This is a genomic window from Streptomyces sp. NPDC049915 (assembly GCF_040656475.1).
Classification (GTDB): domain Bacteria; phylum Actinomycetota; class Actinomycetes; order Streptomycetales; family Streptomycetaceae; genus Streptomyces.
In genome coordinates, this window is record NZ_JBFAMH010000034.1 from 38,251 (window position 1) to 58,829 (window position 20,579).

The 20,579-nt window shown below is 72.2% G+C and carries 16 protein-coding genes; 8 read left to right on the forward strand and 8 right to left on the reverse strand.

Annotated elements, in window-relative coordinates:
- Positions 1–38 precede the first annotated feature (38 nt).
- Positions 39–587 carry an Rv3235 family protein gene (locus AB0J12_RS35165; protein ID WP_363268732.1) on the forward strand — a complete coding sequence of 183 codons (549 nt, stop codon included), beginning with the start codon at positions 39–41 and terminating at the stop codon, positions 585–587.
- A 117-nt stretch (positions 588–704) separates the two neighbouring features.
- On the opposite strand, the gene secA is transcribed toward AB0J12_RS35165, so the two are convergent.
- The gene (gene secA / locus AB0J12_RS35170; RefSeq protein ID WP_363268734.1) at positions 705–3,515 is read right to left on the reverse strand and encodes a preprotein translocase subunit SecA; all 2,811 of its coding nucleotides are present in this window, start codon (positions 3,513–3,515) and stop codon (positions 705–707) included.
- 283 nt (positions 3,516–3,798) lie between these two features.
- On the opposite strand from secA, the gene AB0J12_RS35175 reads away from it, so the two are divergent.
- Together AB0J12_RS35175 and AB0J12_RS35180 are read left to right on the forward strand one after the other, a co-directional pair.
- Entirely contained in the window at positions 3,799–4,368 is a 570-nt protein-coding gene (locus AB0J12_RS35175; protein WP_363268736.1) for a GNAT family N-acetyltransferase, read from the forward strand.
- A gap of 83 nt (positions 4,369–4,451) precedes the next feature.
- Entirely contained in the window at positions 4,452–5,654 is a 1,203-nt protein-coding gene (locus AB0J12_RS35180) for a crosslink repair DNA glycosylase YcaQ family protein (RefSeq protein WP_363268737.1), read from the forward strand.
- 66 nt (positions 5,655–5,720) lie between these two features.
- Here AB0J12_RS35180 and AB0J12_RS35185 read toward each other — a convergent pair whose 3' ends face one another.
- The 7 genes from AB0J12_RS35185 to mtnA all read right to left on the reverse strand — a co-directional run bounded on the left by AB0J12_RS35185 (position 5,721) and on the right by mtnA (position 14,502).
- Entirely contained in the window at positions 5,721–6,470 is a 750-nt protein-coding gene (locus AB0J12_RS35185) for a response regulator transcription factor (protein ID WP_363268738.1), read from the reverse strand.
- A gap of 204 nt (positions 6,471–6,674) precedes the next feature.
- Positions 6,675–7,367 carry a ribosome-associated translation inhibitor RaiA gene (gene raiA / locus AB0J12_RS35190; RefSeq protein WP_363268739.1) on the reverse strand — a complete coding sequence of 231 codons (693 nt, stop codon included), beginning with the start codon at positions 7,365–7,367 and terminating at the stop codon, positions 6,675–6,677.
- A 315-nt stretch (positions 7,368–7,682) separates the two neighbouring features.
- Complete coding sequence (locus tag AB0J12_RS35195; protein ID WP_363268740.1) at positions 7,683–8,525, reverse strand: ComF family protein; 843 nt, start codon at positions 8,523–8,525, stop codon at positions 7,683–7,685.
- 104 nt (positions 8,526–8,629) lie between these two features.
- Positions 8,630–10,480: an LpqB family beta-propeller domain-containing protein gene (locus tag AB0J12_RS35200; protein WP_363268741.1), complete on the reverse strand. Its 1,851-nt coding sequence runs from the start codon at positions 10,478–10,480 to the stop codon at positions 8,630–8,632.
- A complete protein-coding gene (mtrB, locus tag AB0J12_RS35205) occupies positions 10,470–12,542 on the reverse strand; it encodes an MtrAB system histidine kinase MtrB (protein ID WP_363268742.1) in 2,073 nt (690 codons plus the stop codon). Before mtrB ends, AB0J12_RS35200 begins: the two co-directional genes overlap by 11 nt.
- Before the next feature lies 1 nt (position 12,543).
- On the reverse strand, positions 12,544–13,233 hold the full coding sequence (gene mtrA / locus AB0J12_RS35210) for a two-component system response regulator MtrA (RefSeq protein WP_009188938.1): 690 nt from the start codon (positions 13,231–13,233) through the stop codon (positions 12,544–12,546).
- Between the two features lie 126 nt (positions 13,234–13,359).
- Entirely contained in the window at positions 13,360–14,502 is a 1,143-nt protein-coding gene (mtnA, locus tag AB0J12_RS35215; RefSeq protein WP_363268743.1) for an S-methyl-5-thioribose-1-phosphate isomerase, read from the reverse strand.
- A 140-nt stretch (positions 14,503–14,642) separates the two neighbouring features.
- On the opposite strand from mtnA, the gene AB0J12_RS35220 reads away from it, so the two are divergent.
- The 5 genes from AB0J12_RS35220 (at position 14,643) to AB0J12_RS35240 (ending at position 20,445) form a co-directional block, all read left to right on the forward strand.
- Entirely contained in the window at positions 14,643–16,013 is a 1,371-nt protein-coding gene (locus AB0J12_RS35220; protein WP_363268744.1) for a hypothetical protein, read from the forward strand.
- Between the two features lie 226 nt (positions 16,014–16,239).
- Entirely contained in the window at positions 16,240–16,953 is a 714-nt protein-coding gene (locus tag AB0J12_RS35225; protein WP_363268749.1) for a DUF4129 domain-containing protein, read from the forward strand.
- A complete protein-coding gene (locus AB0J12_RS35230; protein ID WP_363268745.1) occupies positions 16,950–18,146 on the forward strand; it encodes a DUF4350 domain-containing protein in 1,197 nt (398 codons plus the stop codon). Before AB0J12_RS35225 ends, AB0J12_RS35230 begins: the two co-directional genes overlap by 4 nt.
- Positions 18,146–19,135 carry a MoxR family ATPase gene (locus AB0J12_RS35235; protein WP_363268751.1) on the forward strand — a complete coding sequence of 330 codons (990 nt, stop codon included), beginning with the start codon at positions 18,146–18,148 and terminating at the stop codon, positions 19,133–19,135. The genes AB0J12_RS35230 and AB0J12_RS35235 overlap by 1 nt, the downstream gene beginning before the upstream one ends.
- Positions 19,135–20,445: a DUF58 domain-containing protein gene (locus AB0J12_RS35240; protein ID WP_363268746.1), complete on the forward strand. Its 1,311-nt coding sequence runs from the start codon at positions 19,135–19,137 to the stop codon at positions 20,443–20,445. The genes AB0J12_RS35235 and AB0J12_RS35240 overlap by 1 nt, the downstream gene beginning before the upstream one ends.
- Positions 20,446–20,579: the final 134 nt, after the last annotated feature.

Sequence of the window (20,579 nt, forward strand, 5' to 3'; positions counted from 1 at the left end):
ACCGGTATCGACCGGCTCGCCGTGAAACGGGGACACGTATGAACAAGGTCATGACCAGGCTGCAGCGCCGCTCCGGCACCCGCCCGACCGGCCGCCGCGACACCACCCGGCCGGGCGGCTCTCCCCCGCGCACCCCGGGCGGCACCCCACCCCGCACCACGTCGGGTGCCCGCCCTCCGGCCGGCCCGGGCCGCACCCCCCGCGCCCGCACCAGGCCCACGGACACCCGCCCACCGACCACCACGCCGGCCCTCGTCCCGACGGACTTCTTCGCCGAACGCCTCCTGGCCGTCCTCACCGGCCGGCGCCCCGTCCACTTCATGCTCGGCCACACCCGCGGCCGCGCCTACGACGAGCTGGCCTGGCTCGCCGAACGCGGCCCCCTGCGCACCGCCCGCGGCCCCCAACCGGTCGTCCACGACCTCGGCTACTACGAGGTCCACCCCGGCGCGCTGGAGGTCTTCGCCCGCATCACCACGGGCACCCGCCTCAGCGCCCTCGCCTTCCGCCTGGAACGCGGCCAGGACCAGCGCTGGCGCTGCACAGCGGTCGACACCGGCGGCCCCCGCCGCCCGGACACGGACTGACCCGCGAGGCCGGCCGAACAACGCCCCCCGCGCCCCACGGAACACCAAGGGCCGGGCACCTCACAGGTGCCCGGCCCCTCAGCTCACGTCACACGGTCAAGCCCCGCGCGGCGCACGTCACTTCTTACGGCGACGCCCACTCCGCTGCTTGCGCCGCTCCGCGCGCGTCAGCCCGTCCGCCTCGGACCGCACCCCGTCCTCGTCGGTCGGCAGGTCACCCTCGATGACGCCGCCCTCACCGTCGACGGTCGGCGCGGAGAAGTGCAGGTTCCGCTGCTGCGGCGCGTCCAGCCCCTTCGCCCGGATCTCCGGACGTGAGGCCCCCGCCTGGGCCGGCACCGCGTCCTGGACGCCCGCCGCCGGGACGACATCCTCGACCGGGACCTCCTCGACCTGCTGCTCGACCTGGACCTCCAGGTTGAACAGGTAGCCGACGGACTCCTCCTTGATGCCGTCCATCATCGCGGTGAACATGTCGAAGCCCTCGCGCTGGTACTCGACCAGCGGGTCCTTCTGGGCCATCGCGCGCAGGCCGATGCCCTCCTGGAGGTAGTCCATCTCGTACAGGTGCTCACGCCACTTGCGGTCCAGCACCGACAGCACGACCCGGCGCTCCAGCTCCCGCATGATCTCGGAGCCGAGCTGCTCCTCACGCGCCGCGTACTGGTCGTGGATGTCGTCCTTGATGGACTCCGCGATGAACTCGGCGGTCAGGCCGGCCCGGTCACCGGCCGCCTCCTCGAGCTCCTCGACGGTCACCTTGACGGGGTAGAGCTGCTTGAAGGCGCCCCACAGCCGGTCCAGGTCCCAGTCCTCCGGGAAGCCCTCGCCGGTCTCGGCCTGCACATAGGCGTCGATGGTGTCGTTCATGAAGTGCTGGATCTGCTCGTGCAGGTCCTCGCCCTCCAGGACGCGACGCCGCTCGCCGTAGATGACCTCGCGCTGGCGGTTGAGCACCTCGTCGTACTTCAGGACGTTCTTGCGCGTCTCGAAGTTCTGCGTCTCCACCTGCGCCTGCGCGGATGCGATCGCGCGCGTGACCATCTTGTTCTCGATCGGCACGTCGTCGGGGACGTTCGCCATCGACATCACGCGCTCGACCATCTGCGCCTTGAACAGCCGCATCAGGTCGTCACCCAGCGACAGGTAGAACCGGGACTCACCCGGGTCGCCCTGACGGCCGGAACGACCGCGCAGCTGGTTGTCGATCCGCCGCGACTCGTGCCGCTCGGTGCCGAGCACATAGAGGCCGCCGAGCTTCTCGACCTCATCCTTCTCGGCCTTGACGGCCTCCTCGGCGCGCTTGAGCGCCTCGGGCAGGGCCGCGGCCCACTCCTCGATGTGCTCCTCGGGGTCGAGGCCGTGCTGGCGCAGCTCGGCCTCGGCGAGGTCCTCGGGGTTGCCGCCGAGCTTGATGTCCGTACCACGGCCGGCCATGTTGGTGGCCACCGTCACGGCGCCCTTGCGGCCCGCCTGGGCGACGATCTGCGCCTCGCGCTCGTGGTGCTTGGCGTTGAGCACCTCGTGCTGGACGCCGCGCTTGCTGAGCTGCTGCGAGAGGTACTCGGACTTCTCGACGGACGTCGTGCCGACGAGGATCGGCTGGCCCTTCTCGTGCTTCTCGGCGATGTCGTCGACGACCGCCTCGAACTTCGCGACCTCGGTGCGGTAGATGAGGTCGGACTGGTCCTTGCGGACCATCGGGCGGTTGGTCGGGATCGGGACCACGCCGAGCTTGTAGATCTGGTGGAACTCCGCGGCCTCGGTCATGGCCGTACCGGTCATGCCGGAGAGCTTGTCGTAGAGGCGGAAGAAGTTCTGCAGGGTGATCGTGGCGAGCGTCTGGTTCTCGTCCTTGATGTCCACCCCTTCCTTCGCCTCGATCGCCTGGTGCATGCCCTCGTTGTAGCGGCGGCCGGCGAGGATACGGCCGGTGTGCTCGTCGACGATCATGACCTCGCCGTCGATGACGACGTAGTCCTTGTCGCGCTTGAACAGCTCCTTGGCCTTGATGGCGTTGTTCAGGTAGCCGACCAGCGGGGTGTTCACCGACTCGTAGAGGTTGTCGATGCCCAGCCAGTCCTCGACCTTGCTGACACCGGACTCGTGGATGGCGACCGTGCGCTTCTTCTCGTCGACGTCGTAGTCGCCGGTCTCCTCGAGGCCCTTGAGCGGGTTGCCGGCCTCGCCGCGCTTGAGGCGCGTGACCAGCTTGGCGAAGTCGCCGTACCACTTGGTGGCCTGGTCGGCCGGGCCGGAGATGATCAGCGGCGTACGGGCCTCGTCGATGAGGATGGAGTCGACCTCGTCGACGATGGCGAAGTTGTGCCCGCGCTGGACCAGTTCGTCCTGCGACCACGCCATGTTGTCGCGCAGGTAGTCGAAGCCGAACTCGTTGTTCGTGCCGTAGGTGATGTCGCACGCGTACTGCTCGCGGCGCTGGGCCGGCGTCATGTTCGCGAGGATGCAGCCGACGGACAGGCCCAGGAAGCGGTGGACGCGGCCCATCATCTCGGAGTCGCGCTCGGCCAGGTAGTCGTTGACCGTGACGATGTGCACGCCCTTGCCGGACAGGGCGTTCAGATACGCGGGCAGGGTGCCGACGAGCGTCTTGCCCTCACCGGTCTTCATCTCGGCCACATAGCCCAGGTGCAGGGCGGCGCCGCCCATCATCTGCACGTCGTAGTGACGCTGGCCGAGCACGCGCTTGGCGGCCTCGCGGACCGTGGCGAACGCCTCGGGCAGCAGGTCGTCCAGGCTCTCGCCGTCGGCGTACCGCTGCTTGTACTCATCGGTGAGGGCCCGCAGCTCGGCGTCGGAGAGGTCGACGAAGTCCTCTTCGATGGAGTTGACCTGGTCCGCGATGCGGTGCAGCTTGCGCAGGATCTTGCCTTCGCCTGCACGCATGATCTTCGAGAGGACGGACACGGGGGTTGGTCTCCTTGCCGGTCGGGCCTGGGACGGTCGGTTACCACTTGGCTTACTGAGCAACGGCCATCGTATGCGAGGACCCCGCCGCGCCGGGAGGCCTGCCGTGACGAGGACCGTCCGCTCCTTCTCTGCTCTGCTTCAAATCTCCTTCAAAGAGGACAACGGCCGAGCCGCGCCGATGGTGCCGGACGCCACCGACGAATTGCGCGAAATGTGATCGGGTGCTCACCCAGAGCAAAAGGGATGGCGGTCCGAGGACCGACCCGAGCAGAATCGGCCGATGGAACCCGTCACGCTCGCCACCGACCGCCTCGTCCTGCGCACGGTGGGTCCGCAGGACACCGACGCGGTGTACGCCGCCGTGCAGGACCCGGACATCCAGCGCTGGACGACCATCCCCTCCCCCTACCTCCCGGAGCACGCGCGTGCCTTCACCGAGCAGATGGTCCCCGAGGGCTGGGCCGACGCCTCGATGTGCACCTTCGGTGTGTTCCTGCCCGGCGGCGAACTGGCCGGCATGCTCGCCCTGACGATGCGCTCCCTGGGCACGGCGGAGATCGGCTACTGGGCGGCGAAGGAACACCGCGGCCACGGCTACCTCACCGAGGCCACCGTCGCCGCCGGCCGCTGGGCCTTCACCCACCTGTCCGTCGACCGTGTCGAATGGCGAGCCGAGGTCGGCAACCATGCCTCCCGCGCGGTGGCGGAACGAGCCGGCTTCACCATCGAAGGCACCCTGCGCTCCGCGCTCAACAACAAGGGCGTACGCCGGGACTGCTGGGTGGGCTCCCTGCTCCCCTCGGACCTGGGCCTGCCCTCGACGGCGCCGTATTTGCCGGGACGCGCATAGCCGCGGGCCCGGCGACCCCGGCACCGCTCCGGAAATCCCCAGCTCATCCCGCCCTGTCAGTCCCCACGCCTATCGTGCCGAACATGACGACCCCGCGCCCCACCGCAGAGCCCACCGCAGAGCTCACCGCAGACGAGGCCCGCCGGATCACCCTCCGCGCCCAGGGCCTCCTCGGCACGCCGTCCTACGCCCGCCGCACAGCCTCCGGCGCGGCCGTCCGCGGTGTCCTCCGCCATCTCGGCGCGGTCCAGCTCGACACCATCTCCGTCCTGGCCCGCTCGCACGAGCTCGTCCCCTACGCCCGCCTCGGCGCGGTCGGCCGCAAGGCCGTCGAGCAGGCCTACTGGACGGACGCGCACGCGTTCGAGTACTGGTCGCACGCCGCGTGCATCCTCCCCGTCGAGGAGTGGCCCCACTTCGCCTTCCGCCGCCGCGCCTACCGCAACCGCCCGCACTGGAACCACGAGCTCCCCGACGATGTCTACGACCGGGTCATCAAGCAGCTCCGCACCGACGGCCCCCTGACCGCAACGGAGTTGGGCGGTGCGAAGAAGACGAACGACTGGTGGGACTGGTCCGGCACCAAGGTCGCCGTCGAGCGCGCGCTGATGTACGGCGAGGTGGTCTGCGTGACCCGCCGCGGCTGGAAGCGCGTCTACGACCTGGCCGAGCGCGCGATCCCGGCGCAGCTGCTGCACGACGAGCTGGACGACTCCGAGTGCATGCGCCGCCTGGTCCGCCAGGCGGGCGAGGCCCTCGGCGTGGGCACGCGCGCGGACATCGCCGACTACCACCGGCTCAAGGGCGAGCAGGTGGACGCGGTGATCGCCGACTCGGGTCTGGTGCCGGTGACGGTGGAGGGCTGGGGCCGCCCCGCCTGGGCGGATCCGGCGGCCCTGCAGACCCCTCCGCGCGGCCGGCACCGCACCACGCTGCTGTCGCCGTTCGACTCCCTGATCTGGGAGCGGGCGCGCACGGAGCGGATTTTCGGTTTCACCCACCGTCTGGAGGCCTACGTCCCGCGGCCCAAGCGGATCCACGGCTACTTCGCCATGCCGGTCCTGGCCGGTGGCCGCCTCGTGGGCCGGGTCGACCCCGCGCGCGAGGGGCGCACGCTGGTCGCCAAGCAGGTCACCGTGGACGGGAAGAAGGCCGTCCCTGCGGTCGCGCAGGCCCTGGTGGAGGCAGCGTCCTGGGTGGACTGCACGGACGTACGCGTGGAGCGCGTCGAGGCTCCGGAGCTGCGCGAGCCGCTGGTCGCGGAGCTGTCCCGGCTGACGGCCTGAGACGCACCCGAGCGAGGACCGGCAACGAGCGACGACCGGCAACGCCGTAACCGCTCGCCGCAACGCTCAGCGGATCTCGAGGATCTTCTCCCGCATCGCGTAGACCACGGCTTCCATCCGGGAGTGCAGCTGCAGCTTCTCCAGAATGTTGCGCACGTGGTTCTTCACGGTGTTCTCGGAGATGAACAGCTCCTTGGCGATGTCGCGGTTGTTCATTCCGGTGGCGACGAGCTTGAGCACCTCCAGCTCACGGTCGGTGAGCCGGGGCGCGGGCACCAGCCGGCGTTCGTCGGTGCGCTGGATCATCGATTTGAACTCGGTGAGCAGCTTGGAGGCCATGGAAGGGCTGATCTGCGACTGACCGTCGGCCACCGCGCGAATGGCGGTGGCCACCTCGTCGGTGGAGATCTCCTTGAGCAGATAGCCGGTCGCGCCCGCCTTGATCGCGTCGTAGAGGTCGGCTTCCTCGTCGCTGATCGTCAGCATGATGATCTTCGCGCTGGGCGCGACCTCCTTGATGGAGGTGCACGCCTCGATGCCGCCACGCTTGGGCATGCGTACGTCCATCAGCACGATGTCGGGCAGCAGGTCGGCCGCCTTCTCCACGGCCTCGGCGCCGTCGCCGGCCTCGCCGACGACCTGGATGTCCTCCTCGGCCGCGAGCACGATCTCCAGGCCGCGGCGGAAGAGGGCATGGTCGTCCACGACCAGGACTCTGATCGGCTCGCTGCGTGCGGAGCCCGCTGTGCCCGGGCTCATGCCGCCGACGCCGGCATCGGCGTCCTCGTCCCGCATCGGTCCGAAGGTGTCCGCCATCGTTCCTCCCCCTGAAGGCTGTGGCCTGTGGTCCTGTGCCATCGCCAACCCAAGGCAACGACCCACCGGTTGAGCCGTTGCGGCCATGATTTCATGCCTTGGCGACAACGCGGTGACGCGGCGGTGGGCGAAGGGGCGCACGCCGGTGCCCCTGGGGGCGCACGCCGCGCTCCAGGGGCACCGGCCCGGCTGTCGTACAGAGGGTCAACCGCCCAGCGAACCGCCCGCGTCAATGGAGGGCGCCTCGGTGACCATGGTGTCGGTACTGAGGTGGATCACGCCGTAGTCGTAGGCGTGGCGCCGGTAGACGACGCTGGGCTCCTTGGTCTCGGAGTCGACGAAGAGGTAGAAGTCGTGGCCGACCAGTTCCATCTCGTAGAGGGCCTGGTCGAGTGTCATCGGGGCGGCGACGTGGGTCTTCTCGCGTACGACGAGGGGGCCGTCGCCCTGCACCTCGAGGGAGCCGATCTTCTTCGTGGGCACGCTGTCCGGCTCTTCCGACGGAACGGGGTGACCGTTCCCGTTGAGCGTCGCGACGCCCGGGACGTGGTTGGGGACCTCTGCCGCGCTGATCCGCTTGGCTCCGCGGCGCGTGAACCGCTTGTCGTGCTGCTTGCGCAGCCGTGCTTCCAGCTTCTCCGCCGCCAGGTCGAGTGCCGCGTACGGATCGTTGGCCGCCGCCTCCGCCCGGATCACCGGACCGCGGGAGCGGAGCGTGATCTCCACTCGGTCGCATCGGTCGGCCTGTCGGGGGTTGGGCTCCTTGGACACCTCGACGTCGAGGCTGATCACCTTGGCATCGAGCTTCTGGATCTTGTCCAGCTTCAGCTTCTCGGCCACGTGCTTCCGGAACCGCTCGGGCACCTCGGTCTTGCGGCCCTTGACGACGATGTCCACGCAGAACTCCGTTCCCGGATCGCCCCGCGTCAATGGCGGAGCATCTCCCTTTTGCACCAGGCTCCGGTGTCGCCCGGAACCTCGGACTCGGTGACTTTCACCTCCTCCTCCCCCATGAGCAAGATCTACACCCCCTGTGCTGCGGATGATTACTCAAAACCCGCGGCACGGCATTCGGAAACGAGGGGCACGGCCTGCGGCTTTCCCTCACAACCGAACATATCTCGCCCGGCCTGATGTCGTCACCCTCTCGTGACGTGTACCTCCCTTCAGGTGAATTGACCCCTCATTACCTGCAACGACTCAAGTACTCGGTCAGTTCCGGTTTAATTCGAAAGCGTCCGGAGATGCCGCGACCACCGCCGCGCAGACCACACGCCCCGCACGGTTCTCGTCCGGCATTCCCCACCTCACGTGCGCCCGATCCGGTCTCCCTTCCGGCACAGCGGCTTCGTGTTCCTCTCGTCCTTCCCCACCGGCTCGTGGGTACACGGGCGACACGCCGGTATCACGCACCGCTCGTGCCGCCTCACCGAGCGAGGCACCGGTCGTCATCAGATCGTCGACGAGCACCACCGGCCCCTGCGCGAGCAGTTGCCCGCCGCCGGGCACGACGGTCAGCGCGCCGGCGAGATTGGCCAGCCGCTGCCGCGAGTCCAGCCGCGCCTGGTCGGCCACCGCCCGCCGCTGCCGCAGCACCGCCGCCACCCGCACCGGCATTCCGCTCCGGCGCAGCTCCCCGGCCGCCGCCAGCGCGATCCGCCGCGCCGGGTCGTGCCCACGCGCCCGCACCGCCGTACGCGCCGACGGCACCGGCACCAGCAGCACGCGCCCGGCCGTCGCCGCGTCACCCGACGCCCCGCTCTGCCGGAGGCCGGCCCGCACCGCCGCCGCCAGCGCCTCGCCGAGCGGCCGGGCCAGCGCCAGCACGCCCCGCTCCTTGTGCGCGAGCAGCAGCGCCCGCACCTCGTCCGCGTAGCGCGCCGCCGCGTGCACGACCGGCAGACCCGGCGGCTGCGGCTCCGGCCGCACCCGGCGCGGCCCGGCCCCGCTCAGCGCCGTACGGCAGTCAGGGCAGAGCAGCGCACGAGGCCGCCCGCAGCCGGCGCAGTCGACCGGCAGCACCAGATCGGTGAGGTCCTGCCACCACCCCCGCATACGACCACTGTGCCAAGCCCGCGAAGCCCCGGCCACCCCTGTGGACAACGCCCTGTGGAAAACCCACGAGCGCTCCGATCAGCCGGGATGCACCAGCGCTCCCATCAGCCCGGATACACCGGCGCCGTACCGCCCTTCACGAGCTTCTGCCACTGCGCCCCGGTCGGCAGCCGCACGATGCCGTCCTCGCCGGAGTACGCCACCAGCGGCACCCGGTCGTCCTCGGAGGCGGCGATGTCCTCCACGCCGGACAGCGCGGCCGGCGGCGGCCCCTCCGGTGTGGAGCCGTCGACCTGGGCGTACCGCATCTGCTGCACGCCACCCGCCTCGCGCCCCACCACGACCAGCCGGCTGTCGCCGGACCAGGACATCGCCTTGATCTCCTCCAGGCCGGGCGTGGCAGAGCGCAGTTCCAGCACGGACACCGCCGGGTGCGCGGCGTCGGGCCCGGCGGCGTGCTTGTCGTCGGGGCGCTGGATCCGCCCCACGAACAGCGACTGCTTGCCGTCCTTCTCCACGACGAGCGCGATCCGCACCCCGTCCGCGGCCACCCGGACCTCCCGGATGCGCCCGTCCAGCCCCGGAACGGCCACGTCCACGGGTGTGCCCCCGCCCTGCTGCAGCAGCCACAGGTGCGGATGGGCAGGGTCGCGGTCGGCCACCCACAGGTCGCCGTTCGCGTCCCAGCTGGGCGTCGTCAGCCGGTCCGCGGGCGTCGCGCCGTGGCTGGTCACCACTGCGCTGCCGAGCGAGCTGCTGGAGACCAGCGAGCCGACGTACAGGGCGCTCGCGTCGCTGCTGACGCCGGCCGCGTCCCGCTCGTCGCGCGACACGGCGGCCGCCCGCAGCGGCCGTACCCCCTGGCCCAGGGCGCCCGGCACCGGCTCGGCGCTGGTGCCACCGGCACCGGTGGCCAGCCGTACCAGCCGGCTCTTGTCGTCGATGAAGTACACGTAGCCGGGGTGCGCGGTCGAGCCGCGGGCGGCCACCGCCTCGGCCTGGTCGGCGGTGAGGGAGCACAGGTGCTCGTCGCCGGAGCGCAGCTCCACCTCGTTCACCGTGGGCGTGACGTACTGCAGGGTGAACAGCAGTTGTGCCGCCATCTCGTCGCACCGGGCCCGGCCGACCCGCGCGGCCTTGCCGTTCAGCGGCACGGTCAGCTTGTTCTGGTCGTCCGGGGTCAGGGGGGCCGTACCCCGCGCCAGGTCCGCACCGGTGGGGAAGCTGGAGCGGACCACCGGCCGCAGCCACGACGTGGGGCCCTGCAGCACGGAGCGCACGACCTGCGTCATCAGATCCACCCGCTCGCGTACGTAGACGGGGTCGGCGACGGCCGTCGTCTCGCCGTTCGTGGCGGCCACGTTCGACGCGAAGTAGTACTTGTTGACGGACATGTAGTTGCGCTGGAAGTCCGACTTGCCCATGACGACGCCCTGCGGCAGCCCGTCGATGCGCCACTGCTGTGTCTTGTCGTCCCGCGTCAGGTGCACCGTCTGCCGGTAGGGCCCGTCGGTGGGCCGGTACGACTGCTGCGCGTCCAGCGTCGCGACCCGGGTGCCGGTGAGCGTGAAAGCGGCGTCGTCGGCATCCTCCCGGCTGGCGGAGCGGGCGGCCTGCATGCTCGGCCCGTCCTGAAGCACCGTGGTGGCCCGGCCCGGCTGCCAGGCCCGCGCCGCGTCGGGCGTCAGATACTGCCGTGCCGTCGCATAGCCGGGATCGTCGCTGGTCAATGCCTCAAGAAAGCCCTGCAGGATGTCCGCGGGCGGTGCGCCCTCCGCGGGTGGCATCGCGAACACCCGCACCTGCGAGTCCGGCCGCGGCGTGGACTCCACGCCGCGCAGATCCCCGCTGTCGGGCATCGACGCACAGCCCGCCAGCAGAACGACGCCACAGGCGGCGTACGCCACCGCGCGCGCCGGCGTGCGCCGGGCGCCCCCCTCGCGGTCAGCGCCCACGGAAGGCCTCCCCTTGTGTGTCCGAGTCGTCGGGCCGGGCCACGGCGGCGTCCGCCCGGCCCTTGGCGGGCGCCCCACCCACCGCCCCGTCCTGGCGTTGCGTCGCGCCACCGGGCCGGGGCACCACGCGCGCGCCGTTGCCGGGCAGCGCCGTCGGATCCGCGGTCGCGGATCCGGTCGGCCGCGGCGGCAGCTGCCCCCGGCACGGCAGCCCGGGCCGCTGCTCACCGGCCGCCGGCTGGGCCGGCACGGTGGCCGTCTTCTCCGCGTCGCCGCGCGCCGACCCTGCGTCGTTCAGTCCGCGGTTGCGCCGCGAGTCCTTGGGCTCCAGCGGTATCGGCGAGCCCCGCAGCGGCTCGTCCGCGGTCCTGGGCAGCGTCAGCCGGAACTGCGAGCCGCCGCCCGGCTCACCCCACGCCTGCAGCCAGCCGCCGTGCAGCCGCGCGTCCTCCAGTGCGATCGACAGGCCCAGGCCCGTCCCGCCCGTGGTACGCGCGCGTGCCGGGTCGGCGCGCCAGAAGCGGCTGAACACGCGGGTCGCCTCGCCGGGCTTGAGCCCGACGCCGTAGTCGCGCACCGCGACCGCGACCGCTCCCCCCGCAGCGGCCAGCTTGACCACCACGTCCCTGCCCTCGCCGTGCTCGACGGCATTGACGACGAGGTTGCGCAGGACGCGCTCCACGCGCCGGGCGTCGGCCTCGGCGATCACGGGCTGCTGGTCGCCGACCACCCGGATGCGCGTGCCCTTGCGCTCGGCGAGCGGCTCGGCCCCGCTGACCACCCGCCGCACCACCTCGCGCAGATCGATCGGCTCCGCCTCCAGGGCCGCCGCGCCCGCGTCGAAGCGGCTGATCTCCAGCAGGTCGGCGAGCAGCGACTCGAACCGGTCCAGCTGGTCGGCGAGCAGCTCCGCCGACCGCGCGGTCACCGGATCGAAGTCCTCGCGCGCCTCGTGGATGACGTCGGCGGCCATCCGCACCGTCGTCAGCGGCGTGCGCAGCTCGTGCGAGACGTCGGAGACGAACCGGCGCTGCATCCGCGACAGGTCCTCCAGCTGGCTGATCTTCTGCTGGAGGTTCTGCGCCATCTTGTTGAAGGCCTCACCGAGCCGCGCGATGTCGTCCTCGCCGGTGACCTTCATACGTTCCTGCAGCCGACCGGCCGACAGCCGCTCGGCGATCCCGGCCGCCATCCGCACCGGCGTGACGACCTGGCGCACCACGAGCCAGGCGATGGCGCCGAGCAGCACGACGACGAACAGCCCGGCGGTCGCCAGCGTGCCCTTGACCAGGCTGAGCGACTTCTCCTCCTGGGTGAGCGGGAAGAGGTAGTACAGCTGGTACGGGTCGCTGTTGGGGTCGTTGACCTGCTTGCCGATGACCAGCGCGGGCTGCGAGGGGCGGCCGTTGCTGTAGACGATGCGGGTGTAGCTCTGCGCCGCCCCCGTGCTGGAGTCGACCCGCTCGCGCAGGGCGACCGGCACGCTCTCCGAGGGGCTGACGAACCCGGACGCGCGCGGACCGAGCCCGCCCGCGCTGCCGGCACCCGCGGGCAGTGTGACCACGTCGAACGCGCCCTGACCGCCGCTGGCGAGGGAGGAGACGAGGTTGCTCATCCACTCGATGACGTTCTGCGAGGGACGCGTGTCGACACCGGTGCCGTCGTCGGTGCCCGCGGCGGCCTCGTCGGCCTTCTGCTTGGCCACCGCGAAGCCGCCCGCGGCCTGGCTCTGCGAGGCCTTCACCTTGGCGTCCAGCAGGCCGTTGCGCACCTGCCCGATGACGACGAAGCCGAGCAGCAGCACCACGCCGAGCGACATCAGCAGCGTGGTGGCGACGACCTTCAGCTGGATGTTGCGCCGCCACAGCCGCATCATCGGCAGCAGCGGACGGCGTATCCATCGCATGAACAACCGGACCACCGGGCTGCCGTGCACGCCGCCCTGCACGAGCCCGCCCTGAACCAGCCGTGCCCAGCGCTGGCTGACCGTCTTCCGGCCGACAGGCCGCCCGGCACGGACCCCGGACCGGCCGGGAGCCGAGGCGGCACTGTCCCTGGACATGTCAGCTCGGTCCGGCCTTGTAACCGACACCACGGACGGTCACCACGATCTCCGGCTTCTCCGGGTCCTTCTCGACCTTGGAGCGCAGCCGCTGCACATGCACGTTGACCAGGCGGGTGTCCGCCGCGTGGCGGTAGCCCCACACCTGTTCCAGCAGCACCTCGCGGGTGAACACCTGCCACGGCTTGCGGGCCAGCGCCACCAGCAGGTCGAACTCCAGCGGGGTCAGCGCGATCGACTGCCCGTCCCGCTTCACGGAGTGCCCGGCCACATCGATGACCAGGTCACCGATGGCCAGCTGCTCCGGCGCGGGCTCCTCCGACCTCCGCAGTCGCGCCCGGATCCTGGCCACCAGCTCCTTGGGCTTGAACGGCTTGACGATGTAGTCGTCGGCGCCGGACTCCAGGCCCACCACGACGTCGACGGTGTCGCTCTTGGCCGTGAGCATCACGATCGGCACCCCGGACTCCGCCCTGATCAGACGGCACACCTCGATACCGTCCCGACCGGGCAGCATCAGGTCCAGCAGCACCAGGTCGGGCTTGGCCTCCCGGAACGCAGCCAGCGCCTTGTCGCCGTCGGCTACGAAAGACGGCTCAAAACCCTCACCACGCAGCACAATGCCGAGCATCTCGGCCAGTGCGGTGTCGTCGTCGACGACAAGGACTCGTCCCTTCATAAACGACATCATCCCATTCTCGTAACAGTGACCGGGGTGCCTGGTGAGGCACGTCACTGGCCCGTGACGATAGTCGTACTCACCGGTCACTGTCTGCCCACGGCCTCCGTGGGCGAGAGCACCGCACCGGCCGCGTGCCTATCCGGTGGCTCCTTCCCGGGATCGCGCGCACAGTTCCGCGAGCCCCTTGCCCGTCACCGGGGACAGCGCGCCGCCCTCCGTGACGATCGCCGTGATCAGGTCCGGCGGCGTCACATCGAACGCCGGGTTGTACGCCTGCGTGCCCAGCGGCGCCACCGGCACCCCGCCGCCCGGCCCGCTCGCCTGCACCTGCGGCACCGGGATCTCCGTGACCTCGAACCCGGCACGCTGCTCCACCTCGATGGCCGCCCCGTCCGGGGTGTCCAGGTCCACGGTGGTCACCGGCGCGACCACGATGAACGGCACATGGTGGTAGCGGGCGAGCACCGCGAGGGGATAGCTGCCCACCTTGTTCGCCACCGACCCGTCGGCCGCGATCCGGTCCGCCCCGACGAGCACCGCGTCCACCTCACCGGCCGCGAACAGCGACCCCGCCGCGTTGTCCGTGAGCAGCGTGTACGCCATGCCGTGCCGGGCCGCCTCGTACGCCGTGAGCCGCGCCCCCTGCAGCAGCGGCCGCGTCTCGTCCACCCACAGGCGCCGCAGCCGCCCCGCCCGGTGCGCCGCCAGCGCGACCGCGAACGCCGTGCCCTCGCCGCCGGACACCAGCGCCCCGGTGTTGCAGTGCGTGAGGACCCGGTGCCCTCCGGCGGGCAGCAACTCCTCCAGCAGCGCCATCCCGTGCTCGGCCATGCGGACGCTGGCCTCGGCGTCCTCCCTGTGCAGCGTCCGCGCCGCGGCCAGCGTCGCCTGAGCGGCCTGTCCGGGCGTGGCGCCCGTCTCGCACGCCGCCCGGTACGCCTCCACGGCTCGGCGCACCCCGACCGACAGGTTCACCGCCGTCGGCCGGGCCCCGGCCAGTGCGGTCGCAGCCTCGTCCACGTCGAACCCGCGCGCGGCGGCGAGCGCGACGCCGTACGCCCCCGCGACTCCCAGCAGCGGGGCCCCGCGCACGGCGAGCGAACGGATCGCCTCCACCAGCGCGGACGCGTCCGTGCAGACCAGTTCGACCTCCTCGGTCGGCAGCCTCGTCTGGTCCAGCAGGACCAGGACGGGTCCTTCGGGCGGCTCCTCCCAGCGGATCGCGGGGATCCCGGTGAGCTGCCTGGGTTCGTCGGCGTGCGCGTACTGATCAGCCATGCCGTCAGTCTTCCCCGTATCCGGCGGACAATTGAAGATACGCGGGCCCGACCTCGGCCGGTACCCGGATGACCACCCCATGGCACGATGGCTGCCAACCTGCCGCCGCGACCGCGGACGGGCACCGTGAAGGAGCGACGATGAACGACACTCCGGGCTGGGCCTCGCCCGGATCCGCCCCGTCCGACGGGCACGAGCCCGGCGCGTCCCGTCCCGCCGAGCCGGAGCAGCCCGCGGACCAGCCGGTTCAGGACCCGCAGAGCCCCGGCGCGAAGTGGTCCACGGTGCAGCCACCCGCCGGCCAGTGGTCGGCGCCGGCCGGGCAGCAGACCCCGGGCCAGGCCCCGCCGCCCCCACCGCCGGGCCCCGGCTGGGGCACCCCGCCCCCGGCGGGCCCCGGCGGCCGCGCAGGCCCCGGCGGCCCGGCCGGCGGATACGGCACCCCGGGCGGGTACGGGGCGCCCGGCGGATACGGCTACGGCGCCCCCGGTCACGGCGCCTGGGGTGGCGGCTGGGGCGGGCCCCCGCCCGCGGCCAAGCCCGGTGTGATCCCGCTGCGCCCGCTCGGCGTCGGCGAGATCCTCGACGGCGCGGTGTCCACCATGCGCACCTACTGGCGCACGGTGCTCGGCATCACCCTGTCCGTCGCCGTCGTCACCGAGGTCCTCGCCGTCCTGTTGCAGGGCCTCGTCCTCGACACCACGGGCAGCGACGCGCTCGACGACCCCAGCGCCACCCTCAGCGAGGTGACCCGTGCTCTGGGCGACACGATGCTCAACTCCACGGTCATCTTCCTGATCTCCATGATCGGCACGGTCACGGCGACCGCCCTGCTCACCACGGTGACCAGCCGCGCCGTCCTCGGCCGGCCGGTGACCTTCGCCGAGGCCTGGCGCGACGCCCGCACCCAGCTGCCCCGGCTCTTCGTTCTGATCGGACTGCTCATCCTCATCGGCGCCGTCATCTTCGGCGTGGGCATCACCCCCGGAATCCTCGTGGGCCTCGGCGGCAACGCGGACGCCGGAGCGGGCCTCGCCTCCTTCGGCGCCCTCGCCGCGTTCGTCGTCGTCCTGTGGCTGATGGTCCGCTTCTCCCTGGCCTCCCCGGCCCTGATGCTGGAGAAGCAGGGCATCCGCAAGTCGATGGGCCGCTCCGCCAAGCTCGTGCGCGGCTCCTGGTGGCGGGTCTTCGGCATCCAGCTGCTCGCCGCGATCATCGCGAACATCGTCGCGGCGCTCATCGTCCTCCCGTTCACCTTCATCGCCGCCGCCGCGAACGGGGGCGGTGTCTCCGGCCTCATGGAGGGCGAACGCGGCTGGACGTTCCTCATCATCAGCGGCATCGGCTCGGTGATCGGCTCCATGATCACCTTCCCGATCAGCGCCGGCGTGACCGTGCTGCTCTACATCGACCAGCGCATCCGGCGCGAGGCCCTCGACCTCGAACTCGCCCGCGCCGCCGGCCTCCAGGACCACAGCACCGGCCCGGCCGGCAGCACACCGAGGAGCTGATGCCGTGAGCCTGACGGGGGGAATCGTCACGGCGGCCACGGCACCGCCCCACGCCGCCGACACGGCCGTGACCGCGTGGCCGCACGCCGCCGACACGGCCGCAGCGGCTGCGGCCCACGCGACGGACACGGCCGGCGCGACGCTGGCACGCGCCGCCGACGCCGCCGACGCCGCCGACGCCGCCGCGACCACACTGGCCCACGCCGCCGACACCGTCGTACACGCCCTGCTGCGCCTGCCCGGCGGCACATCCCTGCTCACGCGCGCGGGCTCCGACGGCGAGCCCCCGGTGACGACACCGCGCGACCCCGCGCGGGAGGCCGCCCGCCGCGAACTGTCCAAGCCGATGTACCACCAGGACGATCCCAGCCCGCTGCAGCGCGCCCTGAACGCCTTCTGGGACTGGCTCGACCGCCTCTTCAACGCCGCCACCACCGCGACGCCCGGCGGCACCGTCGGCCTCGTCGTCATCGTCGTCGCCGTCCTCGCGGTCCTCGCCACCCTCTGGTGGCGCCTGGGCACCCCGCGCCGCCGGCCCACCTCCGCCGCCGCCCTGTTCGACGACCGTCCCCGCAGCGCCGCCGAACACCGCGCGGCCGCCGACGCGCACGCCGCCCAGGGCCACTGGAACCAGGCCGTCCAGGAACGCATGCGCGCCATCGTCCGCGCCCTGGAAGAGCGCGCCCTGCTCGACGTACGCCCCGGCCGCACCGCCGACGAAGCCGCCGACGAAGCCGGCCGCGCCCTGCCCGCCCACCTGGACCGACTGCGCGCCGCCGCCCGGGAGTTCGACGACGTCACATACGGCGGCCGCAGCGCGAGCGAGCAGTCGTACCACCGCCTCGCCGAACTCGACCGCGACCTCGAACGCACCAAGCCCCAGCTCGCGAACAGCACCGCCGGCCCGATCCCCGACGACCGCCAGGGAGCCGCCGGATGACCACCGAGGCCACCCTCCCGACCACCTCGGCCTCGCCCACCGCACGTCAGGTCCTCACCCGCGCCCGGGGCGTCGCCCTCGCGCTCGTTGTGCTCCTGGCGGCGGCCGTCGCGATCGCCCTGGTCCGCTCCACCACCAAGCACGGCTCCCTGGACCCGCGTTCCGCCGACCCCTCCGGCAGCCGCGCCGTCGCCGAACTCCTCGCCGACCACGGCGTGCACACGCGCGTGGTCACGACCCTGGACGCGGCACGCAACGCCGCGGGCCCCGACACCACCCTCCTGGTCGCCGTCCCCGACCTGCTGACACCCGGTCAGCAACGCCAACTGCACACCGCGACGGCCGACTCGGGCGGCCGCACCCTCCTCGTCGCCGGCAGCACCTCCGTCGAACGGCTCGCCCCCGGCGTCACCGCCGACCCCGTCACCAGCGCCGACTCCCTGCTCGAACCCGGCTGCGCCGTGCCCGCCGCCCGGCGCGCGGGCACCGCCGACACCGGCGGCATCCGCTACACCACCACCCACCCAGGCGCCGACGAGTGCTACCCCAGCGACGGCCTGGCCACCCTCGTGCGCGTCCCGGACACCACCGGGCGCGGCGACACCGTCGTCCTCGGCGCGCCCGACATCCTCGTCAACGACCACCTCGACGAGCAGGGCAACGCCTCGCTCGCCCTCCAACTCCTCGGCTCCCGCCCCCATCTCGTCTGGTACCTCCCCTCGCTCTCCGACACCTCGGCCACCGCACCCGACGACCGGAAGTCCTTCGTCGACCTGCTCCCCTCCGGCTGGCTCTGGGGCACCCTGCAACTCTTCGTCGCGGCAGCACTCGCCGCCCTGTGGCGGGCCCGCCGGCTCGGCCCGCTGGTTCCCGAAAAACTCCCCGTCGCGATCCGCGCCTCCGAAACCGCCGAAGGCCGCGCCCGCCTCTACCGCAAGGCGAACGCCCGCGACCGCGCCGCCGCCGCTCTGCGCTCCACCACACGCACCCGACTCGCCCCCCTCGTCGGCGTGCCCACCACCCAGGCGCACACGCCCGAAACCCTGCTCCCGGCCCTGTCCGCCCGCCTGCACGGCGACGGCCAACAAGCCCTGCACATCCTCCTCTTCGGGCCGCCGCCCAGCGACGACGCAGCCCTGATCACACTCGCCGACCGACTCGACGCCCTCGAAAGAGAGGTACGCCGTCCATGATGGACCCGACCACTGACAACGCCGGGCAGACCGGAGCGCCGGGCGACCCCCGCGCCGCCCTCGAAGCCCTGCGCGCCGAGATCGCCAAGGCCGTTGTCGGTCAGGACCCCGCCGTGACCGGCCTCGTCGTCGCCCTGCTGTGCCGCGGCCACGTCCTGCTCGAAGGCGTCCCCGGCGTCGCCAAGACCCTCCTCGTCCGCGCCCTCGCAGCGGCCCTCGAACTCGACACCAAGCGCGTCCAGTTCACCCCCGACCTCATGCCCAGCGACGTCACCGGCTCCCTGGTCTACGACGCCCGCACCGCCGAGTTCTCCTTCCAGCCCGGCCCGGTCTTCACCAACCTGCTCCTCGCCGACGAGATCAACCGCACACCCCCGAAGACCCAGTCCTCGCTGCTGGAGGCCATGGAGGAGCGCCAGGTCACGGTCGACGGCACCCCGCGCGCGCTCCCCGACCCCTTCCTCGTCGCCGCCACCCAGAACCCGGTCGAGTACGAGGGCACCTACCCCCTCCCCGAGGCCCAGCTGGACCGCTTCCTCCTCAAGCTCACGGTCCCGCTGCCCTCCCGCCAGGACGAGATCGACGTCCTCACCCGCCACGCCGCCGGCTTCAACCCGCGCGACCTGCGCGCCGCCGGCGTACGCCCCGTCGCGAACGCCGCCGAGCTGGAGGCCGCCCGCGCCGCCGTCGCCAAGACGACCGTCTCCCCCGAGATCGCCGCGTACGTCGTCGACGTCTGCCGCGCCACCCGCGAGTCGCCCTCCCTCACCCTGGGCGTCTCCCCCCGCGGCGCCACCGCCCTGCTGTCGACGGCCCGCGCCTGGGCCTGGCTGACCGGCCGCGACTACGTCATCCCCGACGACGTGAAGGCCCTCGCCCTGCCCACGCTGCGCCACCGCGTGCAACTGCGCCCGGAGGCCGAGATGGAAGGCGTGACCGCCGACTCCGTCATCACCGCGATCCTCGCCCACGTCCCCGTCCCCCGCTGATGGCCCTCACCGGACGCGCCGCGCTCCTCGCGGCCCTCGGCTCCCTCCCCGTCGGCATCCTGGAACCCGGCTGGACGGGCATCCTCGCCGTCAACGGCTCCCTCGCCCTGGCGTGCGCCTGCGACTACGCCCTCGCCGCCCCCGTACGCCGCCTCGGCCTCACCCGCTCGGGCGACACCTCGGTACGCCTGGGTGACGCAGCCGACGTCACGCTGACCGTCACCAACCCCACGGGCCGCCCGCTCCGCGCCCACCTGCGCGACGCATGGCCCCCCAGCAGCTGGCGCCCCGGCACGGAGATCGAAGCCTCCCGCCACCGCCTCACGGTCCCAGCGGGCGAACGCCGCCGCATCACGACCCGCCTGCGCCCCACCCGCCGCGGCGACCGCCAGGCCGACCGCGTCACCATCCGCTCCTACGGCCCCCTCGGCCTGTTCTCCCGCCAGGGCACCCACAAGGTCCCCTGGACGGTCCGCGTCCTGCCGCCGTTCACCAGCCGCAAGCATCTGCCGTCGAAGCTGGCACGCCTGCGCGAACTGGACGGCCGCACCAGCGTCCTGCAACGCGGCGAGGGCACGGAGTTCGACAGCCTCCGCGAATACGTCCCCGGTGACGACACCCGTTCCATCGACTGGCGCGCCACCGCCCGCCAGACCACGGTCGCCGTCCGCACCTGGCGTCCCGAACGCGACCGCCGCATCCTGCTGGTCCTCGACACCGGCCGCACCTCGGCCGGCCGCGTCGGCGACGCCCCGCGCCTCGACGCCTCCCTGGACGCCGCTCTCCTCCTGGCCGCCCTCGCCTCCCGCGCCGGCGACCGCGTCGACCTTCTCGCCTACGACCGCCGCGTCCGCGCCCTCGTCCAGGGCCGCACGGCCGGCGACCTCCTGCCGTCCCTGGTCAACGCCATGGCGACACTCGAACCGGAACTCGTCGAAACAGACGCCCGTGGCCTGACCGCCACAGCCCTGCGTACGGCCCCCCGCCGTTCCCTGATCGTCCTCCTGACGACGCTGGACGCGGCCCCCGTGGAAGAAGGCCTCCTCCCGGTTCTCCCGCAGCTGACCCAGCGCCATACGGTCCTGGTGGCCTCGGTGTCCGATCCGCACATCGCCCGTATGGCAGCGGCCCGCGGCACCACCGACGCCGTCTACGAGGCCGCGGCGGCCGCCCAGGCCCAGGCAGAACGCAACCGCACCGCCGAACAACTGCGCCGTCACGGCGTCACGGTCGTCGACGCCACTCCGGACGATCTGGCGCCGGCACTCGCCGACTCCTACCTGGCGCTGAAGGCGGCGGGCCGGCTCTGATGCCGCCATCGCTCCCCTCCAGGGGAGCGAAAAGGCCCTGAAACGCAGAAAACCCCGCACCGTAAGGTGCGGGGTTTTCCCAATGATTGTTCGGCGGCGTCCTACTCTCCCACAGGGTCCCCCCTGCAGTACCA